Source organism: Microbacterium sp. AC026 (assembly GCF_979258475.1).
Genome location: NZ_OZ409857.1, coordinates 3,372,952 through 3,392,856, shown reverse-complemented (window position 1 = coordinate 3,392,856; position 19,905 = coordinate 3,372,952). Strand labels below are relative to the sequence as shown.

Below are 19,905 nucleotides of genomic sequence, written 5' to 3'. Positions count from 1 at the left end.
GAATGCAGGACGGAATCAGGAGAACCGGCCCGCAGAACGTGCTGGCGTCCTGCACGTGGCGCCGGGCGACACCGAACAGACCGGACTCAGTACCCGGCGAAGGCGTCTGTCGTGAGCGACCGCGCCTTCTGCAGGGCGGGAGCGAGGTCGGCGATCAGCCGCGGCGGGCCGGAGATGTAGGAATGCCTCTCGCCGATGTCCGGGACGTAGTGCTCGAGAGCCGCCGCGTCGAGGCGCGCACCCTGGGCCCAGGTCCAGCGCGAGGGCAGGTCGACAGGCTCGTCCCGGGTGAACACGATCACGCGCGCACCGGTCGCGGCCAGCTCGTCGCGGAACGCGAGCTCCGAGCTGTCGGATGCCACGTAGACGAGAACCACGTCACGCTGCTGCTCGGTCAGCATCAGCTGTCGCAGTTGCGACACGAACGGCGTGACGCCGATGCCCGCGGCCACCATCAGCACCGGGGTCTCGGCGCGTGGAAGCAGGAAGTCGCCCCATGTGCCGGTCACCGCGAGCGCAGCACCCGGCTCGGCGGCCGCCAGCGCACGCTTGTAGCTCGAGGGATGCTTCTGATCGCCGTCCTTGTAGGCGATGCGCAGCGTCGGGAGGTCGGCGGGCGCCGAGACGATGCTGAACTCGCGACGGGTTCCGCGCGCATCCGGGCGGGAGTGCGGCACGTCCAGCTCGAGGTACTGCCCCGGCAGGAACTTCAGCGTGCCCTTCGCGTGGAACGTCAGCTCCTGAGCCGTCGGCGTGATGAACTGCCGCTTCTCGAGCACGAGACGCACGGATCCGCGCAGCGCGAAGGCGAAGGCCAGGAGGTTTCCGATGAGCAGAGCACGCTCCTGCCCGAGCGTGAAGAGACCGCCGATCGCGATCGGCCAGCCGGCGAGCACGCCGACGAGAACTGCCACCGAGAACTGCTGCCACCGTCGCGGCGGCAGAGTCAACGGCTCCGACAGCATGAACGCACCGAGGAACAGGAACGGAGACTGCAGGATCGCGAACGAGAGGGCGGAGCCGGCGTCGAAGTCGATCGCGAACTCCTGCGCCTGCACGGCCTGACGAAGGACCGAGACGGCGATGGCGACGACGAGGAACACGACGACGATCCGCACCTTCTCGGTGCGCCACAGCACGGCGAGCCCGAGGATCAGGACGGGGATGAAGAGTGACGGGGTGCCCACCCACCAGGACGACGAGGTCCCGAGCCATTCGAACGCTCCGAACGACCCGAGGATCGACACGACGGCAGCGCCGAACGCCGCCGGGTTGAGGATGTGCCGACCTCGCCACGCGATCAGGTACTTGGAGAGGCTCGCGACGGCTCCGGCGATGGCGAGGCCGAGCAGGGCATTCGGCTCGATGCCGGGGCGGAGCACGAAGAGCAGGATCAGCGCGGTGACCAGCGACGACTCGATACGCCACGGAAGGCGCAGGATTCGCTGGGCCGCTGCGTCCACCAGCGAGATGACCATGGCCAGGACGACGAAGGATGCGAGGATCTCGACCGGCGTGGGTGAGACGATCACGCCGAGAGCTGAGAGCACCACAGCGATGAGCGCCAGCGTCAGCAGCGCGAACAGCACCAGGCGATACATCGAGATGCCGCCGAGCAACGCAAGGACCCGCTGCCGCAGTGCGGTGATGGAGGTGATCACAGGTCTACTCTTCCCTACTTCGTTGATTCAACGGCGGGTGGTGAACAGCTGAGCGGGGCAGCTGGTCGAGCGTTCCGCCCGCCCGTCGGTCGTCATCCGCACCCACTCCACGCCCCACGATGCGGCGATCTCTGGCCCGCCCTCGAAGAACAGGGCAGTCGCGACAGCGTCCGCTCGCATCGCGTCGGGGGCGATCGCCCACGTGGCCGCCCATGTCCGCACGGGCACGCCGGTGCGAGCGTCGAGGACGTGATGCAGTCCGTCGCCCCACGCACGGCGATTGACCGCCGAGGCGCACAGCGCGGCATCCTGCAGTTCGATCACGCCGATCGCCTTCGTCGGATCGTATGGATGCTCGAGGCCCACCCGAACCGCATCGCCGCGGACCCTCATATCACCGCCGGCATCGACCACGACACTCCCGTGAACGTCGGACAGCACCGCGGCGACGAGGTCGACGAGGCGCCCCTTGCCGAGGGCCCCGACATCGAGCAGGGCGGGAACGGATGCCGTGGCCTCCCCCGGCGTCCAGTCCAGCAGGGACGTCCAGTCGCCGGGCGCAGCGACGGGATCGTGCGCGACGAGCGAGTACGACGAGTCGTAGCCCAGGGCCGACAGGCTGTCGGCGACGAGCGGGTTGACCGCCCCGTGGGTCGCGCGGGACAGCTCGCGGAAGGCATCGAGCATGGTTCCCGCATCGGGCGAGGAGATCGAGCCGCCGTCACGGCCGACCCGCGTGACCGAGGAGTCGTCACGGAACCGCGACCACTCTCGGTCGAACCGCTCGATCTCGGCCCCGACTCGCTCACGGTCATACTCGTCGAGCTCGTGCGACGTCTCGATCTCCCAGGCCGTGCCGATCGCGTCGAAACGCCAGATCGCCATACGTGGTCAGGCGCCTCAGGCGGCCGCCTGCTCCTTGATCGACTCGACGGCCTCGTTGAACCCGCCGCTGGTGAGCGACGATCCGGCCACTCGACTGACCTCGATCTCGTCGAGCGACTTGCCCACGACCTCATCCGAGATCCCGTCGATGAACTGCCCCTGGTACTGCTCGCTCTCGCGTGCCTGCGGGTCACCGGTCACCTCGACCTCGGTGACCAGGCCGTCGGCGACGGTGAGGGTCACGCTGATCTTCTCGACCGTCTCGGGGGTCTGGTACGAACCGTCGGCCGTGTACGTGCCGTCGGTGTAGTCGCCGCTCGTCGATGCGCCCGAATCCGTCGACTCGGTGCTCGTGTCGGTTCCGGCGTCGGTGGACTGGTCTTCGGCATCCGCGGTGCCGGAGCAACCGGCGAGCACGAGGAGCCCGGCGACGCCGACCAGGGCGGCGCTCTTGCGAACAGAAGTCGGTACAGTCGTGCGGATCATGATGGTCCTCCCGGCCTTGATCGATGTGTTGATTCGACCGTAGGGAGCCCGTCTATGTGCAGGCTGTGCCCGATATATGAGTCGCTTACGCGTCTCCGCCGAACATGCTCGTGACGGATCCGTCTTCGAAGACCTCGTGGATCGCACGCGCGAGCATCGGGGCGATCGGGAGGACCGTCAGCTTGTCCCAGCGACGCGACTCGGTGAGCGGGATCGTGTCGGTGATCACGACCTCGTCGATCGAGGCGTCCTGCAGACGCTCGGAGGCCGGATCGCTGAAGATCGCGTGCGTCGCGGCGACGATCACGCGATGCGCGCCGTTGGCCTTGAGCGCCTGCGCGGCCTTCACGATGGTTCCACCGGTGTCGATCATGTCGTCGACGAGCAGGCAGGTGCGACCCTCGACCGCTCCGACGATCTCGTGCACCGAGACCTGGTTCGCGACCTTCGGGTCGCGTCGCTTGTGGATGATCGCCAGCGGGGCGCCGAGGCTGTCGGACCATGTGTCGGCCACGCGGACACGACCCATGTCGGGCGAGACGACCGTGAGGATCTCTCGGTCGGCGGGGCTCAGCGTGCGCTGGAAGTACTCGAGCAGCACGGGCTTGGCGAACAGGTGGTCGACGGGACCGTCGAAGAAACCCTGGATCTGTGCGGCGTGCAGGTCGACGCTCATCACGCGGTCTGCGCCGGCGGTCTTCAGCAGGTCGGCGACGAGGCGGGCGCTGATCGGCTCACGGCCGCGACCCTTCTTGTCCTGACGCGAATACGGATAGTACGGGGCGACGACGGTGATGCGCTTGGCGGACGCGCGCTTCGCGGCGTCGATCATGATGAGGGTCTCCATGAGCCACTCGTTGACCGGCTCACCGAAGGTCTGGATCAGGAAGAGGTCGCAGCCTCGGATCGACACCTCGAACCGGGCGTAGATCTCACCGGATGCGAAGGTGCGGTGCTCTGTCGGCACGACCTCTGTTCCGAGCGACGCGGCCACCGCCGCGGTGAGCTCGGGGTGCGATCGACCACCTGCGACCACGAGTCGCTTCTTGGTCTTGGCAACGAGACCCGGAGCGATGCCGTTGTCCCTGTCCAGATCGACCGTCTTCTTCTTGCGCGCCATCGTTCTGCCTACTCCGCCACTCGGGTTCGGGCTGCGGCGTCTGCCGCGCCCGTGCCTGCCCTGTTCTTCTCGACCCAACCCTCGATGTTGCGCTGAGGGGCGACGCTCATGGCAAGGGAGCCGGCGGGGACGTCCTTGCGGACGACAGCGCCAGCACCTGTCTTGGCGCCGGCTCCCAGCCTAACGGGCGCGACGAGGGTCGTGTGCGAGCCGGTGTGCACCTCGTCCTCGACCACAGTGCGGTGCTTGTTCACGTCGTCGTAGTTCGCGGTGATCGTGCTCGCACCGAGGTTGACGCCTCGCCCGATGGTCGCGTCTCCGACGTATGACAGGTGCGGCACCTTGCTGCCTTCGCCGATCTCGGCGTTCTTGGTCTCGACGTAGGCGCCGATCTTGCCTCTGGCCCCCAGGACGGTGCCCGGCCGCAGGAACGAGAACGGTCCGACCGTGGCCTCGGCACCGATCACCGCGAGCGTCGCATCGGTGCGGCGGACGATCGCGTCCTCTCCCACCTCGCAGTCGACGAGGGTGGTGTCCGGTCCGATGATGGCGCCCTCGGCGATCGTCGTCGCCCGCAGGATGTGCGTGTTCGGGAGGATCGTGACGTCGGGCGCGAGGGTCGCGTCGTCGTCGATCCACGTCGTCGCAGGATCGATCACGGTGACGCCCTCGAGCTGCCAGCGCCGCACGATGCGGCGGTTGAGCAGACGACCGACCTCCGCGAGCTGAGCGCGGTCGTTGACGCCGTAGGTGACGGTGACGTCGGAGACGACGGATGCCGCCACACGGCTGCCATCGCGGCGGAGGAGCCCCGGCACGTCGGTCAGATACATCTCGCCCTGCGCGTTGTCGACGCCCACCGACGGCAGGTACTTGCGGAGCGTCGAGACGCGGAACACGTACATGCCCGCGTTGATCTCGCTGACGGCAGCTTCTTCGGTCGTCGCATCCTTCTGCTCGACGACGCGATCGACGCCGCCGTCGGCGTCGCGGATGACGCGGCCGTAGCCGGTCGGGTCCTCGACCACGGCGGTCATGAGGGTCGCCTCCGCCTGCGCGGCGCGGTGCGCGTCGAGGAACGAGCCCAGCGTGTCCGCATCCGCGAGAGGGCAGTCGCCCGAGAGCACGAGCACGTCGCCGTCGAAGTCGGCAGGGAGCGCGTCGACAGCCACCTGCACTGCGCGTCCGGTGCCGGGGACGTCGTCCTGATCGATGAAGACCGCGGTCGGGTAGTCCTTCTCGAGTGCGGCGACGACCTGGTCGCGTTCATGCCGCACGACGACCTCGATGTGATCGGCGCCGAGTCGCGTCGCGGTGGTCAGCACGTGGCCGACGAGCGGACGCCCGCCGATCGGGTGCAGCACCTTCGGAAGACGCGAGCGCATGCGGGTGCCCTGGCCTGCGGCGAGGACGATGATCGCGAGATTGTTCCCAGTCATGCTCCGCCGCCAGGACTCGAACCTAGACCTAACAGCTCCAAAGGCTGTCGTGCTGCCATTACACCACGGCGGACCGCGGCCCCCGAGGGCGCCGCGGATCAAGTCTGCCACGTCCACCTGCGTGCTACCGGCGATAATGGACGGATGACTGAGGCGGATGAGGTTGATCGGATCGTCGGCGCCTGGAACACCCAGCGCCCCGACCTCGACTTCTCGCCTCTCGAGGTGCTGTCGCGGATGGATCGCCTGACCAGGCTGCTCGACCGGGCTCGCAGAGATGTGTTCCGACGCAGCGACCTGGAGGCCTGGGAATGGGACGTGCTGTCGGCTCTGCGCCGCGCGGGCGCGCCCTTCCAGCTCTCCCCCAAGCAGCTGCTGCAGCAGACGCTGGTGTCGAGCGGCACCATGACCAATCGCATCGACCGTCTGGTCGGCCGACGTTTCGTGCGACGGGAGGGCGACCCGGCCGACGGCCGCAGCGTGCTCGTGACGCTCACGGACGACGGACGCATCCGGGTGGATGCCGCGATCACGCGCCTCGTCGACGTCGAGGACGACCTGCTGCAGGCGCTGTCCCGCGGTGACCGCGATCGGCTCGCTGCGTTGCTGCGCAAGCTGAGCCTGAGCTTCGACGCGTGAGGGGCTGACGGATGGGCATGCTCTCCCCTCTTCCGGTGCGCGGCGGCGTCGGCGCGACGCGTCTGCACGTGCCGATGAGCGGCGAATGGCCGACCGTCGGCGCGTACATGATCGAGCGCTTCTTCCACCTCGATCCCGAGGGGCTGCTCAGCCGCTTCGATCGCGGTGAGATCGTCGCCCGCGACGGCACCCCTCTCGCACGGGACACGCCCTTGGGGGTCGAGGAGTTCATCTGGTACTACCGCGACCCGCCCGTCGAGACCCGTCTCCCCGTGGAGATCGAGGTCCTCCATCAGGACGACGATCTGGTGGTCATCGACAAGCCGCATTTCCTGCCCACCATCCCCGGCGGGAAGTTCCTGCAGAACTCGGCGCTGATCCGACTGCGCAACCTGCTCGACAACGACGAGCTCGCCCCCATCCACCGCTTGGACAGGGCCACGGCAGGAGTGCTGATGTTCTCGGCGCGACCGGCCACGAGAGGGCCGTATCAGCTGCTCTTCGAGACGCGGCAGGTGCAGAAGGTGTACGAGGCCGTGTCGGCTCGTCCGGCCGACTGGGATGCCTCACGATTCCCGCTCGTCTACCGCAACCACATCGTGAAGCTCCGCAATGAGCTGAAGGTCCAGGTCGACGACGAGCGGGAGCCGAACGCCGAGACGCAGATCGATGTGATCGATGCCGACGAGCGCGTCGTGCACACGCTCCTGCACCCGCACAGCGGCAAGATGCATCAGCTCCGCGTGCATCTCTCCGCGCTGGGGCTCGGCATCCTGAACGATCCGTTCTACCCCGAGTTGCGTGGCGAGAAGCCCGACGACTTCGAGAAGCCGATGCAGCTGCTCGCGCGCGAGCTGCACTTCGTCGATCCGCTGAGCGGCGCGCCGCGGGTCTTCACCACGACGCGCACGCTGCAGGAGGCTCCCGTCAGCGCCGCATGATCCTGCGCGCGAGCCACGTGCCGAGCATCTGCACGAGGTGGACGAAGACGACGATGAGGACGATCGCCGTCCACATGACGACCGGCTCGAACTGCCGGAAGCCGTAGATCTGGGCGAACGCGCCGAGGCCGCCGCCGCCGATGAGGCCTGCCATCGCGGTCATGTCGATCAGTGCCACCACGATGAACGTGTAGCCGAGGATCAGCGGTCCGAGCGACTCGGGGATCGCGACCGTGAACAGGATGCGCGCGGGACCTGCGCCCATGGCGCGCGCGGCTTCGATCACGCCGGGCGACACCGACACGAGGTGCTGCTCGACGATGCGGCCGATGGCGAACGCCGCGGCCAGACCGATCATGAACGCGCCGGCCGTGGTGCCGATGCCGGTGCCGACCACCGCGCGGGCGAACGGCTGCGCCACGGCGACGAAGAGCACGAACGGGATCGGGCGGAAGAAGTTCACCCCGAGGTTCGCGATGACCGACACGGCCCGGTTCTCGGCGAGCCCGCCCGGACGGGTGACATACAGGATGACGCCGATCGCGAGACCGAGGATGCCGCCCAGCACAAGTGCGAACGACGTCATGTACAGGGTCTCGAGGGCGGCCTTCCAGAGGTCGGGCCACAGTTCGTTCAGACGATCCATCAGCGTGCCTCCTCTTCTGCGATCTCGGTGACTTCGACGCGCTGGCCGATCTGCTCGAGCGTGCGGTCGATCACGGCGCTCTCACCCCGGATCGCGAGTGTGAGGTGGCCGAAGGCGCGCCCCCGGATGTCGTTGATCCCGCCGTACACGAGCTCGAAGTCGAGTCCGGCGCCGGCAAGGTCGAGGAAGACCTGAGCCTGCGACGAGTCGCCGTCGCGGAACGAGAACGTGACGAGGCGGCCCCGGTGGCGCTCCCGCAGCACGCCGAGCTCAGACGGCGACGGGATGCCCTTCACGACCGTTCCGACGAAGCGCTGCGAGGCCGGATTCTGCGGGGCGGAGAACACGTCGAAGACATCGCCCTGCTCGATCACCCGTCCGTTCTCCATGACCGCGACCTTGGTGGCGATCGTCTGGATGACGTCCATCTCGTGGGTGATGACGACGATCGTGACGCCCTGCTCCTGGTTGACCCGCTTGAGCAGGTCGAGCACCTCATGCGTGGTCTGCGGGTCGAGTGCGCTGGTGGCCTCGTCGGCGAGGAGGATGGCCGGGCCGGTGGCGAGGGCGCGGGCGATGCCGACGCGCTGCTTCTGGCCACCGGAGAGCTGTTCGGGGTACGCCTTCGCCTTGTCGGCCAGGCCTACGAAGCTCAGCAGCTCGGCGACCCGCTTCTCGATGTCCGGCTTCGACCATCCGGCCAGCTTGAGCGGGTAGGCGATGTTCGCCTTGACGCTGCGCGAGGAGAACAGGTTGAACTGCTGGAAGATCATCCCGATGCCGCCGCGGACCTTGCGCAGCTCGCTCTCCTTGAGAGCTGTGATGTCGACGTCGTCGACGGTGATGGTCCCGCTCGTCGCCGGCTCGAGCGCGTTGATCAGTCGTACGAGCGTGGACTTGCCGGCGCCCGAGTATCCGATGATCCCGAAGACGTCGCCCTTCTCGATCGACAGGGTCACGTCGTCCACGGCCACGACCTCGGACTCGTCGCGCGTGCGGGAGGGGTAGGTCTTCGAGACATTCGTCAGGGTGACGATCGGCATGCGGTGCTCCGGTCTGTCTGCTTCGGGAACGAAGAATCGGGTGACGCACGAAGCGCCACCCGATTCTCCCTCATCGGACGGGGTGTCAGCCACCCCGGTCGTCCTACTTGTTGGCCTCGGTGTCCTTCTGGACCTTCTCGAGCGAGGCGACGAGATCCTCGACCGGGGTCTGCAGCGGCACGGCGGTGTCACCCGACGACTCGAGCAGGCCGGCCTGGACGTCCTCATTGGTCTGGAAGATCTCGACGAGCTTGAGGTACGTCTCGTTGTCGGCGTCCTCGGCGCGGGCCGCGAAGATGTTCACGTACGGAAGCGCGTTCGGGTCTTCAGGGTCGTCCTGAGCGATCGCGTCCTCGAAGGTCAGACCCGCATCCTCGACGAAGTCGTTGTTGATGATCGCCGCCGCGACGTCGGGCAGCGACGTCGGGATCAGCGCGGCCTCGAGCGCGGTGACCTCGACCTTGGACTTGCCCGTGTCGATGTCGGAGAGGTCGGAGAAGATCGTGCCGCCGCTCTTGAGCTCGATGAGTCCGGCCGACTGCAGCACGAGCAGCGCGCGAGCCTGGTTCGATGCGTCGTCGGGAACCGCGACGGTCTCCCCCTCGGGGATGTCGTCGACATCGTCGTACTTCTGCGAGTACAGGCCCAGCGGGTAGATCGCCGTCGAGCCGACCGGCGTCAGGTCGGAGCCGGATGCCGTGTTGTACTCGGCGAGGTACACGATGTGCTGGAACTGGTTGAGGTCGATCTCACCCTCGGTCAGAGCGGGGTTCGGCTGCTCGTACGAGCCGAAGTCGACGAGCTCGACCGTGATGCCCTCGTCAGCGGCTGCCTCGACGAAAGGAGCCCACTGTGCGTCTCCCTTGCCGACGACACCGATCTTGACGGTCTCGTCCTCGGAGCCGCCGGAACCGGCGTCGGACGATGCGGTCGCGCAGCCTGCGAGTGCGACGAAGAGCGGGACCGCGGCGAGCGCGGCGATGACGGATGTGGTCCGACGGGATGCTGTGATGGACATGAGTGTTCGGGTTCCTCTCTTGGGGGACTCGAATACGTTAGGCAGGGCGACGCGCTGCGCGACAATCGAGTGTCACAGAGCGTCACAGCTCTCAGTCGTAGTCCTCGATGCCCTGCAGCCGGACCTGTTCGAGGTCGAGTCGTGCCGAGATCCGACGGACCACGAGGTCGTCGACCGTCCCGTCTCTGCGCAGTCCGAGCAGCACCTCGCGTTTGCGGTCGATGAGCGCGAGCTTGAGGCGCGTGTGCTCCTCGTGACGCAGCAGCGGCGACCGCTGCATGACGTCGACGTCGGCCGAGGTGGCGATCATCTGCAGAGTCCTGACCTCGCCGTCCGCGAGCTCACCGTCGTCGCCGACACGAGTCGCGTCCGGCAGTCGCAGCGCGACCGACGCCTCCGCGGCACCGGCATCCGCTCCCCGTTCATCTGCTGGCCGCCGCCCAGCGGATCGGGCTCGTCGAGCATGACGTCGAGCGCCTGGGCCTCGGCATCGACGATCGCCTGCTCGCGCGCCAGCGCACGCGCGTTCGAGAACTCGAGCATCTGGTAGCCCTCGGCACGCACCTTGTCTCGGATCTCCTGACCGACGCCGTGCTCGACGGCGAGGTCGTCGAGGGCGGCCAGTGCCGCGCCCGAGATCGTCCGCTCGGCGAGCTCGTACTCCTCGGCCTCCATGTGATCGACCGGGAAACGCGCCCAGCGAACGATCGCCGGCAGCAGCGGCCCCTGCACGAGCAGACTGAGCAGGATCACTCCCGCCGTGACGAACACGATCTCGTCGCGTCCGGCGATCTCGCCCTCGGTCGCGCTGGCGGCCGGAACCGACAGCGCGATCGCGAGCGAGACGGCACCCCGCATGCCTGCGACCGTCGACACCGCCATCGATCGCGCCTTGGCACCACGGGACGGAAGCGCCGGATTGCGTCGCTGGAAGGGCGCGTTCAGCAGCTGGAAGAGATATCTGACGACGAGCAGCGTCCCCCACACCGCGAGGGTGATGAGCACGAGCCGGCCGATCGCTGCCGCGGAGATCTCATGCGCGACGAACTGCACCTCGAGCCCGATCAGCACGAACAGCGCTCCGTTGAGCAGGAAGACACCGAACGGCCATGCGGCGTCGGCCTGCCGCCGCGACGAGGCTGTCGTCACCCGGGGCGAGACATAGGCGACGATGAGACCGGCCACGACGACGGCCAGCACGCCGGAGGCGTGCACGATCTCCGCGAGGAGGAACGCGCTGAACGGGATGAGCAGCAGCGCGACGTTGATGACGATCGTCGAAGAGGTGCGACGCAGCAGCAGGTACCCGAGGCCTGCGATCACGACACCGGCCGCTATTCCTCCGACATAGGAGGTGAGCACCGACATCGTCACCGACAAGGGCGTGATGTTGCCGCCGAGAGCCAGCGAGACGGCGATCGCGTAGAGCACGAGCGCGGTTCCGTCGTTCGTGAGGCTCTCGGCCTTGAGCTTCATGAACATGCGCCGGGGCAGCAGCCTGCCGAGGGCTGCCACGGCCGTCGCATCCGGCGGGGCCACTGCGGCGCCGAGGATCAGCGCGGTCTCCCACGGCATCCCGAACAGCAGACCGATGCCCGCGACGGCGAATGCGGATGCCACGACGAGCACCGTGCTCATCGGGAGGATGTAGCGGAAGTCACGGCGGATCGATCGCAGCGAGGTCGTGAGGCTCTCCCAGAACAGCATCACCGGGAGGAACAGCAGCAGGACCGTCTCAGGGGGCAGCTGGATCTCGCGGAGCTGCGGGACGAAGCCGAGCAGGAGTCCGAAGATCACGAGGACGAGCGGCAGCGCGAGTCGAACGCGCGGCGCGATCAACGTGCCCACGAGGATCGTGAGTCCGATCAGGACGGTGACCTCGAGTCCTTCCATCTGAACCTCCCGGGTACCGCAGGATCAAGCTGTGCGATCCCGGCTGGCATCGAACCCCGCCCAGAGCACAGCGCATTCGACTGCCACCGTATTCCCGCGAGGGTGGAAGGGCCAGACCTCTCGTCAGTCGAGCTCTTCGGTCAGCTCGAACCAGCGGAGTTCGAGTTCCTCGATCTCGGCCTGCTGGTCGCTGATCGCCTTCATCTTGTCGCCGAGGCCGGCGAAGTCCGACTGGTCGTGATCCGCCAGAGCGGTCTTCGCCTTGTCGACCTGCTGCGTGAGCTTCTGGATGCGGCGCTCGAGCGACGAGACCTCTTTCTGGGCGGCGCGCAGTGCGGCGCCGTCGAGGCTGGGGGCCTTCTTCTCGGTGTTGACGGCCGTCTGCGACCTGCCCGGTGCCGAGGTCTGCAACTGGCGCAGGCGCAGGTACTCGTCGACGCCGCCGGGCAGGTGCCGCAGGTGGCCGTCGAGGATCGCGAACTGCTGGTCGGTGACGCGCTCGAGGAAGTACCGGTCGTGGCTGACCACCAGCAGGGTTCCCGACCACGAATCGAGCAGATCCTCGATGGCCGCGAGCATGTCGGTGTCCAGGTCGTTGGTGGGCTCGTCGAGGATCAGCACGTTGGGCTGGTCGAGGAGCACGAGAAGCAGTTGCAGGCGGCGCTGCTGACCTCCGGAGAGATCCTTCACGGGGGTGGAGAGCTGCGCCGAATCGAAGCCGAGCCGCTCGAGGAGCTGGCCCGGCGTGAGCTCCTGCGCCTTCGAGCCGGATCCCATCGTGTACGAGGTGCGCAGTCGCGAGATCACGACACGCACCGGCTCGCGTCGGACGTCCTCGAGTTCGTCGAGGCGCTGCGTGAGCGTCTTCACCTTCACGGTCGTGCCGCGCTTCACACGGCCGACGGTGGGCTCGACGGTGCCCGAGATCAGCCCGAGCAGCGTCGATTTGCCGGCGCCGTTCACACCGAGGATGCCGGTGCGCTCCCCGGCGCGATGCGCCACTCGACGTCGCGGAGGACTTCGCGGGTGCCGCCGTCGGCGGTCGGATAGGTCACTCCGACGTCGAGCAGGTCGACGACGTCCTTGCCGAGACGAGAGACGGCGAGCGACTGCAGGGAGACCTTGTCGCGGATCTCCGGCACGTCGGCGATGAGCTCGTTGGCCGCATCGATGCGGAACTTCGGCTTCGCGGTTCGCGCGGGTGCGCCTCGACGGAGCCACGCGAGCTCCTTCTTGGCGAGGTTCTGACGCTTGGCCTCTGTCGCCGCCGCCATGCGGTCGCGCTCGACCCGCTGCAGGATGTACGCCGCATAGCCGCCCTCGAAGGGCTCGACGATGCGGTCGTGCACCTCCCAGGTCTCGGTGCAGATCTCGTCGAGGAACCACCGGTCGTGAGTCACGACCATGAGCGCTCCGGAGTTCGGGCTCCACCGCTTCTTGAGGTGTCCGGCGAGCCAGGTGATGGCCTCGACGTCGAGGTGGTTGGTGGGCTCGTCGAGGGCGATGACATCCCAGTCCCCCGTCAGCAGCTTGGCGAGTGACACGCGTCGGCGCTGGCCTCCGCTGAGGGAGCCGATCTCCGCATCCCAGGGCAGGTCCTTCAGCAGTCCCTCGATCACGTCGCGGATGCGCGGGTCGCCGGCCCACTCGTACTCCGGGGTGTCACCGACGACCGCCGCGCTGATGGTCAGGTCGTCGCTGAGGGTGTCGGCCTGGTCGAGGACGCCGATGGTCGTGCCGCCTCGCACCGTGACGCGGCCCGAGTTCGGCCCCTTGATGCCGGCGAGCATTCCGAGGAGGCTCGACTTGCCGTCGCCGTTGCGGCCGACGATGCCGATGCGGTCACCTTCTTCGATGCCGAGGGTCACGGAGTCGAAGACGACCCTCGTCGGATATTCGAGATGAAGGGCTTCTGCCCCGAGAAGATGTGCCATGTCACTCCCCAGGGTAGTCGCGCGGTCTGGGTGGCCCGGTCAGCCTCCTGTCACGGCTGCCTCGTCATCCGGCACGCTGCGCACGAGCGCGCCGGCCGAACAGCTCCGGGAGCGACGCCGTGAACTCCTCGAAGTGGCTGTACCAGACAGTGTGCGCGGCTCCGGGGATGCTGCGCACGTCGATGCCGTTCGCCTCGAACCGGGAGACGTCGGCGGCGGTCACCCAGTCGCTCGGGTCGGCGCGGACGATGATCGACCCCGGGTCGGGAAGCCACATGTGATCGCGGCCGCAGGAGACGGATGCCATGGTCGTCGCGTCGAAGCGGCGGGCGGCGAGTGCCTCGATCTCGGCATCCCTCTCCGAGTAGAACGGACGCGAGGCACGGAGGTTCTCCGGCGACTGTCGCGCTTCGCGATCGCGAACGTACCGCTCGATGAGATCGTCACGGTCGCTGCCGCCGGGGAGGACGAGTGCGGCATCGACATAGATGCCCGGTTCAGGTCGGAGCAACGGGGCCGCCTGTGCGAGCACGCTCGCCCCGTAGGAGTGCCCGACGGCCGCGAGCGGCCGCCCCGGGGCGAGACTTCGGACGGTCTCGACCACCGACGATGCAGCCTGCTCGATCGTCAGACGCGGGTCTCGCGGTGACAGACCGTGACCGGGGAGATCGATTGCCAGCACACGGAAGCCCTGAGCAGCGAGCACCGGCATCACACGCCACCAGCTGTCGGCCGAGCCCATCATCCCGTGGAGCAGAACCACCGTACGAGGGCCGTCGCCGACGTCGACGGCGTGAAGGAGCATGACGTCAGTGTCGCATGAGTCATCACTCTTCCGGGATCATGTCGGTTCGGGAATGTCTCGAAGATTTGTTCGAATGTCGGTGGTCCGTGATCTACTCGGAGACATGACAGCACTGCTCGACGCGACGGACACGCAGATCGCGAATCTCGCCGATCTCGTCACCGCGTTGCAAGTCGCAGAGGCGACAGTGAGCAGCATGAGCGCCGCGCGCGACGGGCTGCTGGCGATCGCCGGTCGGCTCGCGGTCGACATCGCGAAGCAGGGGCTCACCCGGACCGGGGAGACCATTCGATCAGGACCATCGCGGCCGAGATCGGAGCCGTGCAGCATGTCAGCGATCGCACCATCGAGCGCCGGATGGCGGCGGCGGAGCTGCTGGTCGATCGGTTCCCCGCCGTCTGGGCCGCACAGGGAGCGGGGCGGATCAGCGCCGCGCACTCCCGTGTCATCGTCGACGCAGGTTCGGGCCTCGAGTCGCCCGATCACCGCGAGGCATATTCCGCGGTGATCCTTCCGCTGGCGGAGGTGGAATCGCCGAACCGACTGCGCGCGCTGGCACGGCGAGTCGCTGAGCGGTTCGCCCCGACGACCGTGTCGGAGCGACATCGTCGCGCCAGATCTCCGCGGCGAGTCTGGGCGACGGATGGCGAAGACGGGATGGCAACGCTGCACACGCACGCGCCTGCCGCGCTCGTCCACGGCATGTTCGATCGTCTCTCGCAGATGGCGCACGCACTGCGCGTCGAGAACCTTCGCGCGAAGCGGCGGGCGGCTCGCGACGGCGATGAGTTCGAGGCGGATGATCGGACGGTCGACGAGATCCGCGCCGACCTGCTCGCCGACCTCGTGCTCAGCGGCCAGCCGACCGGGCACGACAGCGAAGACGGACTGCTGGCGGCCATCAGCGCGCGCATCGAGGTCACGGTCCCGGTGACGACCCTGATGTACGACGATGCGGACGCGGCGTCTGATGCCGATGCGGCACCGCCCGCCGAGCTCGACGGCGTGATTCCGATCGACGTCGATACCGCGCGCCGATTGGCCGGGCAGACGAAGGGATGGGAACGGGTGCTGACGCATCCGATCACCGGTCGCGTCCTCGCCGTCGACCGATACCGACCGAGCCGCCACCTACGCAGGCACCTACGGGCAAGAGACCGCCGATGTCGATTCCCGGCGTGCGGAGTGGCGGCGCGGAAATGCGACCTCGACCACAACCATGCTGCCTCGACGGGTGGCGCGACCTGCGAATCGAATCTGGCATCGTTCTGTCGCCGACATCACGTTCTGAAACATCACACGCCATGGCACGTCGAGCAGAAGCCCGGCGGGGTCATGGAGTGGACGAGTCCCATCGGGCGGACATATATCGACACTCCCCCTGCACCGAACACGGTGATCTTCACCGAATCGGATGCCGTGCGTGCGCCGTTCTGAGCGGAGACGTTCGCGCTGGCGCGGACCTGTGGAGAAACACGACGCGAGCCTGGCCGATTTCACTACGGTGGCGCGGTGACTCCTCCTCCATTGCGCCCCTTGTCCGTTCTTGCGATTCGTCACGGCAGAGGCCGTGGTGCGGCAGTTCCACGGTTGGGCGCGCGCATAGTTGCTGTCGCCGTAGTGGCGTTGGGGGTTGGCGCTCTCGCGGGATGCACCACTGAACCCGAGCCCGCCCCTACGCCCACCGCGGCCTTCGCCAACGAGGAGGAGGCGTTCGCTGCAGCGGAGAAGGTGTACCGGGCGTACAACGATGCGCTGAACAAGTCACGAGTCACGAACAACACGGACACGAACCCACGAAGTTATTTGACGGGCCCTGCTCTCGAAAGCGACCTCGAAGCGACGCGGTACTTCCAAGAACGAGGCCTCGAAATTATTGGCGAGGGTGAAGTCGCGGGTTTCGACGGTACGGCAGCGAGGCTGGCATCTGACGGGGTCGAGGTCACGGCCAAGGTGTGTCTGGATGTCAGCGGCACTCAGATAGTCGATACGAGCGGCGGGAATCTCACTCCGCAAGGTCGTCCGACACGGTTGCCTCTGAACGTCTCTTTCGTAGTCTCAGACGGAGCGTTGCTGATCTCGAGCTCGAGTCTGATCGATGGTGACGCATGCTAGCCGTCACGCTGCTCAGCTTGGGACTTGTCCTCCTGCCGCTGAGTCAGCCGGCCACAGCGTCGGACTGCAACGGCCAGTGGGCCGCGGCTGGTATGTGCGGACTGGTCGACGGCTCATCCCTCACGATCTCCGGCACGCAGCAGCAGGGCACCAATCCGAGCACGGACACACGACGAAGCAACGGAGGCCCGAGCGACCCATCCGGCCCGAGCACACCGTCGGGACCGAGCCAGGAGGCGATCGACCTCGCGGCATGCATGGACGACTCGGGCACCATGCGCTGTGCGCCGCGCCCGAACCGGCCCGCTCCCCGGCCTCCGCTCCGTCGACGCCGGGCGCGCCGACGATCACCATCTCTGACCTGGCGCGATTCGCACCGGCATCAATCCGTGCGACCGCCGAACCCGGCAACGTCGGGATCGCCGGGATGCCGACGAACTTCACGGCCGCAGCATCCACGCAGATCCAAGACGGCGAGCTGTTCGGCGCCCCGCTGCGTGTGCGCTTCGCGCCGGCCAGCTACATCTACACCTACGGCGACGGGAGCTCGGCGACCGTGACCACGCCGGGTCAGACGTGGGAGGCGCTCGGTCAGGCGCAGTTCACGCCGACCCCGACCAGCCACGTCTACCGCGAACCCGGCGTGTACCCGGCCCGCGTGGACATCCGATTCACCGCGCAGGTGGACCTCGGCGGCGGATGGATCGACATTCCCGGGCAGCTCACGACCAGCGGCGCCACGCAGGAGATCCGCATCCTCGAGGCCCGCACCGCGCTCGTCGCCCACACCTGCCACGAGAACCCGGCCGGCGTCGGCTGCTGAAGAACGCACCACAGCAGCACGACAACAAGAAAGAGCCGCCGGCCCCGAAGGTCCGAGCGGCCCTCTTCTGCCCGATGGCTGATCGCTTTCTCGTACGACCCGACGATCTCAAGGAGGCTCGGCCTTCCGAGAGCGACTTCGCCTACGGCGCTCTGCTCCTCCAGAGGCAGCCGCCGACCGATCCCCTCCGGCTTAAACTAGACAGGTGCCATGGAGTCGCCGGGTGTTCTCGCTCTCACTAGCCGACCGCAAGGCAAAGCTGGTGCAGTCGAGAAGGCGACCCGGTCGCTTCGAGCTCAGCGTGGATGGAATTGCGCAGTCCGTCGTCTCGATGACCGAGCCGACCGACCTCGAGTACAGCTACACCCAACACATCGCCCGCGCAATGGATGCCGCCGCCGAGCCTGGTGCGCCGCTGTTCGCCGTGCATCTGGGGGCCGGAGCACTCACGCTGGCACGCTACGTCCAGGCGACGCGCGCCGGATCACCTCAGCTGGTGGTGGAGTTCGAACCCGCGCTCTACGCCGCCGTCATCGACGCGCTGCCGTTGCCTCCCGGGTCTGACATACGAGTCATCCTCGGCGACGCTCGAACGGTCGCGGACGCCGCTTTTCCGAATGAGAAGACATCGCCGGTGCAGTCATCTCCGTCCCCGGACTTGACGACGCAGCAAGTTATCGCACCGCGATCGACACCGATTGGGTGGAGGCGTGCTTCACCGTCGTCGATCTCTGGGATGCCGCCGTCATCCGGCATCGTGTGGCCAGCCAGGAGTTCTATCGCCGGGTCGCCGCGCGTTCCGCAGCAGCGGGCGTGGTCGCCGTGAACCTGCTCGACGGGCATCCGTTCGAATACTCACGACGACAGGCCGCGACCCTGAGCACCGTGTTCGATCACGTCGCTGTCGTGCTCGACGCAGAGCCGGAAGACGCGGAAGGGCCACTCGGCAACGTCGTCATTTTCGCGAGCGATGAGCCGCTGGACAAGGTCACCGCCTCCGTTTTGCTCGACACACCGCGGCCTCATCTCCTCCGCGATGGCCCTCTGACGTCGTGGATCGCTGAAGCGCGCATCATGACAGATGCCGACGGCACAGACTCTCCCGATCCCGACGACCCCGTCTGGGGCTAGCGCCGTGTGCGGACGTGCTCCGACAGGACGTCCGCTTCCCGCCAGCGACTCGCCCGCGCGCGGTGTGGAAAGTCGACCCGACATGGCAGAGAGCCGCCCGGACCCGAAGGTCCGGACGGCTCGTCTGCGGTGAGTGCGATGTCGCTTACTGGTACGACTTCACGATCTCGAGGAGGCTCGGCACGTTGGCGTACGCCTCAGCAGCGTTCTCCTTGGTGACGATGATCGGGTCGAGCAGGTACGCCGGAACGACCTTGGCGCCGTTGTCGTACGACTCCTCGTCGTTGACATCGACGGTCTCGCCCTTCTGCAGCTGGCCGACCATCTTGATCGACTGCTCGACGAGCAGTGCGGTGTCCTTGTTGATCGTGGAGTACTGGATGCCCTCCATGATCGACTTCACCGACTCGACCTCGGAGTCCTGACCCGTGACGACCGGAACCGGCTTGCCGGCCTGCTGCACCGAGGTGATGATGGCGCGAGCAAGGGTGTCGTTCGGCGACAGCACGCCGTCGACCACGGTGTCACCGCTGTACGACGAGGTGAGCAGCGTGTCCATACGGTTCTGCGCGTTCTCCGGAAGCCATCCCTCGGTCGCGGTCTGCGCGATCTCGGTCTGCTTCGACACGACCACCAGGTTGCCGTTGTCGATCTCCGGCTGGAGCACGTCCATGGCGCCGTCGAAGAAGACCTTCGAGTTGGCGTCATCCGGCGAGCCGGAGAAGAGCTCGATGTTGTACGGAGCCTCGTGGCCCGCACGCTCGGCGAGACCGTCGAGCAGGGCCTGGCCCTGCAGCTGGCCGACCTTGAAGTTGTCGAACGCGACGTAGTAGTCGACTGCCTCGGTGTTCTCGATGAGACGGTCGTACGCGATCACGTATGCGCCGGCATCCTTGGCCGCCTGCACCTGGGTGGCGAGCTGCTTGCCATCCTTCGCGCCGATGATGATGACCTTGGCGCCGTTGGTGACCATGGCCTGGATCTGGTTCTGCTGCTCGGCGACCGTGTTGCTCGCCGGAGCGTACTGCACGTCTGCCTTGAAGCCGGCCTCTTCCAGGCCGTCCGTGAAGAGCTGACCCGCGAGGACCCAGTTCTCACTGGTCTTGTCGGGAAGGGCGACACCGATCGAGGAGTCGGCGGCGAAGCCTGCTTCGGCCTCTTCGCCGGATCCCGTGTCGGTTCCGCCGCCGCGCTCACCGGAGCAGCCCGTGAGTGCGAAGGCAGCCGTCGCGACGAGCGCTGTCGCTGTGACGATGATCTTCTTCATGTGATCTCTTTCTGTGTGATGTGACGGATTCTGCGTGCGAGCACTGCGCGGAGAGTCCG

Annotated in this window: 16 protein-coding genes, 1 tRNA gene and 2 pseudogenes; 5 read left to right on the top strand and 14 right to left on the bottom strand. The window is 67.3% G+C overall.

Annotated features, from left to right (window positions below; translation table 11 throughout):
• Positions 1-86 precede the first annotated feature (86 nt).
• From ACZZ93_RS17200 to ACZZ93_RS17175, 6 genes are all read right to left on the bottom strand, one after another.
• The gene (locus tag ACZZ93_RS17200) at positions 87-1,661 is read right to left on the bottom strand and encodes an FAD-dependent oxidoreductase (protein WP_295101881.1); all 1,575 of its coding nucleotides are present in this window, start codon (positions 1,659-1,661) and stop codon (positions 87-89) included.
• Between the two features lie 27 nt (positions 1,662-1,688).
• Positions 1,689-2,546: an FAD:protein FMN transferase gene (locus ACZZ93_RS17195; protein WP_463511630.1), complete on the bottom strand. Its 858-nt coding sequence runs from the start codon at positions 2,544-2,546 to the stop codon at positions 1,689-1,691.
• Positions 2,547-2,561: 15 nt separating this feature from the next.
• On the bottom strand, positions 2,562-3,032 hold the full coding sequence (locus tag ACZZ93_RS17190; protein ID WP_053097053.1) for an FMN-binding protein: 471 nt from the start codon (positions 3,030-3,032) through the stop codon (positions 2,562-2,564).
• An 85-nt stretch (positions 3,033-3,117) separates the two neighbouring features.
• Positions 3,118-4,152, bottom strand: coding sequence for a ribose-phosphate diphosphokinase (locus ACZZ93_RS17185; RefSeq protein ID WP_053097056.1), 1,035 nt, complete (start codon positions 4,150-4,152; stop codon positions 3,118-3,120).
• A gap of 8 nt (positions 4,153-4,160) precedes the next feature.
• Positions 4,161-5,591 carry a bifunctional UDP-N-acetylglucosamine diphosphorylase/glucosamine-1-phosphate N-acetyltransferase GlmU gene (gene glmU, locus ACZZ93_RS17180; RefSeq protein WP_072591547.1) on the bottom strand — a complete coding sequence of 477 codons (1,431 nt, stop codon included), beginning with the start codon at positions 5,589-5,591 and terminating at the stop codon, positions 4,161-4,163.
• Between the two features lies 1 nt (position 5,592).
• Positions 5,593-5,664: transfer RNA gene (locus tag ACZZ93_RS17175), tRNA-Gln, on the bottom strand.
• Between the two features lie 71 nt (positions 5,665-5,735).
• Between ACZZ93_RS17175 and ACZZ93_RS17170 the strand changes: the two genes are divergently transcribed.
• The gene (locus ACZZ93_RS17170; RefSeq protein WP_053097060.1) at positions 5,736-6,230 is read left to right on the top strand and encodes a MarR family winged helix-turn-helix transcriptional regulator; all 495 of its coding nucleotides are present in this window, start codon (positions 5,736-5,738) and stop codon (positions 6,228-6,230) included.
• Between the two features lie 17 nt (positions 6,231-6,247).
• The gene (locus ACZZ93_RS17165; protein WP_463511629.1) at positions 6,248-7,171 is read left to right on the top strand and encodes a pseudouridine synthase; all 924 of its coding nucleotides are present in this window, start codon (positions 6,248-6,250) and stop codon (positions 7,169-7,171) included.
• On the opposite strand, the gene ACZZ93_RS17160 is transcribed toward ACZZ93_RS17165, so the two are convergent.
• From ACZZ93_RS17160 to ACZZ93_RS17130, 7 genes and pseudogenes are all read right to left on the bottom strand, one after another.
• Positions 7,158-7,817: a methionine ABC transporter permease gene (locus ACZZ93_RS17160; RefSeq protein WP_053097064.1), complete on the bottom strand. Its 660-nt coding sequence runs from the start codon at positions 7,815-7,817 to the stop codon at positions 7,158-7,160. The two genes, ACZZ93_RS17165 and ACZZ93_RS17160, sit on opposite strands and share 14 nt — an antisense overlap.
• Positions 7,817-8,860: a methionine ABC transporter ATP-binding protein gene (locus ACZZ93_RS17155; protein WP_053097066.1), complete on the bottom strand. Its 1,044-nt coding sequence runs from the start codon at positions 8,858-8,860 to the stop codon at positions 7,817-7,819. The genes ACZZ93_RS17160 and ACZZ93_RS17155 overlap by 1 nt, the downstream gene beginning before the upstream one ends.
• A 103-nt stretch (positions 8,861-8,963) precedes the next feature.
• Positions 8,964-9,878, bottom strand: coding sequence for a MetQ/NlpA family ABC transporter substrate-binding protein (locus ACZZ93_RS17150; RefSeq protein ID WP_053097067.1), 915 nt, complete (start codon positions 9,876-9,878; stop codon positions 8,964-8,966).
• A gap of 91 nt (positions 9,879-9,969) precedes the next feature.
• On the bottom strand, positions 9,970-10,188 hold the full coding sequence (locus ACZZ93_RS17145; RefSeq protein ID WP_463507762.1) for a hypothetical protein: 219 nt from the start codon (positions 10,186-10,188) through the stop codon (positions 9,970-9,972).
• Entirely contained in the window at positions 10,185-11,771 is a 1,587-nt protein-coding gene (locus tag ACZZ93_RS17140; protein ID WP_463511628.1) for a Na+/H+ antiporter, read from the bottom strand. Before ACZZ93_RS17140 ends, ACZZ93_RS17145 begins: the two co-directional genes overlap by 4 nt.
• Before the next feature lie 123 nt (positions 11,772-11,894).
• A pseudogene (locus ACZZ93_RS17135) lies at positions 11,895-13,705 on the bottom strand (ABC-F family ATP-binding cassette domain-containing protein).
• A 64-nt stretch (positions 13,706-13,769) separates the two neighbouring features.
• Complete coding sequence (locus ACZZ93_RS17130) at positions 13,770-14,510, bottom strand: alpha/beta fold hydrolase (protein WP_463511627.1); 741 nt, start codon at positions 14,508-14,510, stop codon at positions 13,770-13,772.
• Positions 14,511-14,774: 264 nt separating this feature from the next.
• On the opposite strand from ACZZ93_RS17130, the pseudogene ACZZ93_RS17125 reads away from it, so the two are divergent.
• The 3 genes and pseudogenes from ACZZ93_RS17125 to ACZZ93_RS17115 all read left to right on the top strand — a co-directional run.
• Positions 14,775-15,947 (top strand): annotated as a pseudogene (locus ACZZ93_RS17125) (HNH endonuclease signature motif containing protein); the annotation flags it as partial.
• A 931-nt stretch (positions 15,948-16,878) separates the two neighbouring features.
• A complete protein-coding gene (locus ACZZ93_RS17120; protein ID WP_463511626.1) occupies positions 16,879-17,448 on the top strand; it encodes a hypothetical protein in 570 nt (189 codons plus the stop codon).
• Between the two features lie 702 nt (positions 17,449-18,150).
• Positions 18,151-18,579 (top strand): hypothetical protein, encoded by a 429-nt coding sequence (locus tag ACZZ93_RS17115; protein WP_463511625.1) that lies wholly within the window; start codon positions 18,151-18,153, stop codon positions 18,577-18,579.
• 145 nt (positions 18,580-18,724) lie between these two features.
• Here ACZZ93_RS17115 and ACZZ93_RS17110 read toward each other — a convergent pair whose 3' ends face one another.
• The gene (locus tag ACZZ93_RS17110) at positions 18,725-19,846 is read right to left on the bottom strand and encodes a substrate-binding domain-containing protein (RefSeq protein ID WP_053097082.1); all 1,122 of its coding nucleotides are present in this window, start codon (positions 19,844-19,846) and stop codon (positions 18,725-18,727) included.
• Positions 19,847-19,905 lie beyond the last annotated feature (59 nt).

Bases quoted from the DNA above. Each gene is read 5' to 3' on its own strand.
- ACZZ93_RS17195 (WP_463511630.1), bottom strand. From the start codon at position 2,546: ATGGCGATCTGGCGTTTCGACGCGATCGGCACGGCCTGGGAGATCGAG.
- ACZZ93_RS17190 (WP_053097053.1), bottom strand. From the start codon at position 3,032: ATGATCCGCACGACTGTACCGACTTCTGTTCGCAAGAGCGCCGCCCTG.
- ACZZ93_RS17185 (WP_053097056.1), bottom strand. From the start codon at position 4,152: ATGGCGCGCAAGAAGAAGACGGTCGATCTGGACAGGGACAACGGCATC.
- glmU (WP_072591547.1), bottom strand. From the start codon at position 5,591: ATGACTGGGAACAATCTCGCGATCATCGTCCTCGCCGCAGGCCAGGGC.
- ACZZ93_RS17170 (WP_053097060.1), top strand. From the start codon at position 5,736: ATGACTGAGGCGGATGAGGTTGATCGGATCGTCGGCGCCTGGAACACC.
- ACZZ93_RS17165 (WP_463511629.1), top strand. From the start codon at position 6,248: ATGCTCTCCCCTCTTCCGGTGCGCGGCGGCGTCGGCGCGACGCGTCTG.
- ACZZ93_RS17160 (WP_053097064.1), bottom strand. From the start codon at position 7,817: ATGGATCGTCTGAACGAACTGTGGCCCGACCTCTGGAAGGCCGCCCTC.
- ACZZ93_RS17155 (WP_053097066.1), bottom strand. From the start codon at position 8,860: ATGCCGATCGTCACCCTGACGAATGTCTCGAAGACCTACCCCTCCCGC.
- ACZZ93_RS17150 (WP_053097067.1), bottom strand. From the start codon at position 9,878: ATGTCCATCACAGCATCCCGTCGGACCACATCCGTCATCGCCGCGCTC.
- ACZZ93_RS17145 (WP_463507762.1), bottom strand. From the start codon at position 10,188: ATGATCGCCACCTCGGCCGACGTCGACGTCATGCAGCGGTCGCCGCTG.
- ACZZ93_RS17140 (WP_463511628.1), bottom strand. From the start codon at position 11,771: ATGGAAGGACTCGAGGTCACCGTCCTGATCGGACTCACGATCCTCGTG.
- ACZZ93_RS17130 (WP_463511627.1), bottom strand. From the start codon at position 14,510: ATGCTCCTTCACGCCGTCGACGTCGGCGACGGCCCTCGTACGGTGGTT.
- ACZZ93_RS17120 (WP_463511626.1), top strand. From the start codon at position 16,879: ATGCATGGACGACTCGGGCACCATGCGCTGTGCGCCGCGCCCGAACCG.
- ACZZ93_RS17110 (WP_053097082.1), bottom strand. From the start codon at position 19,846: ATGAAGAAGATCATCGTCACAGCGACAGCGCTCGTCGCGACGGCTGCC.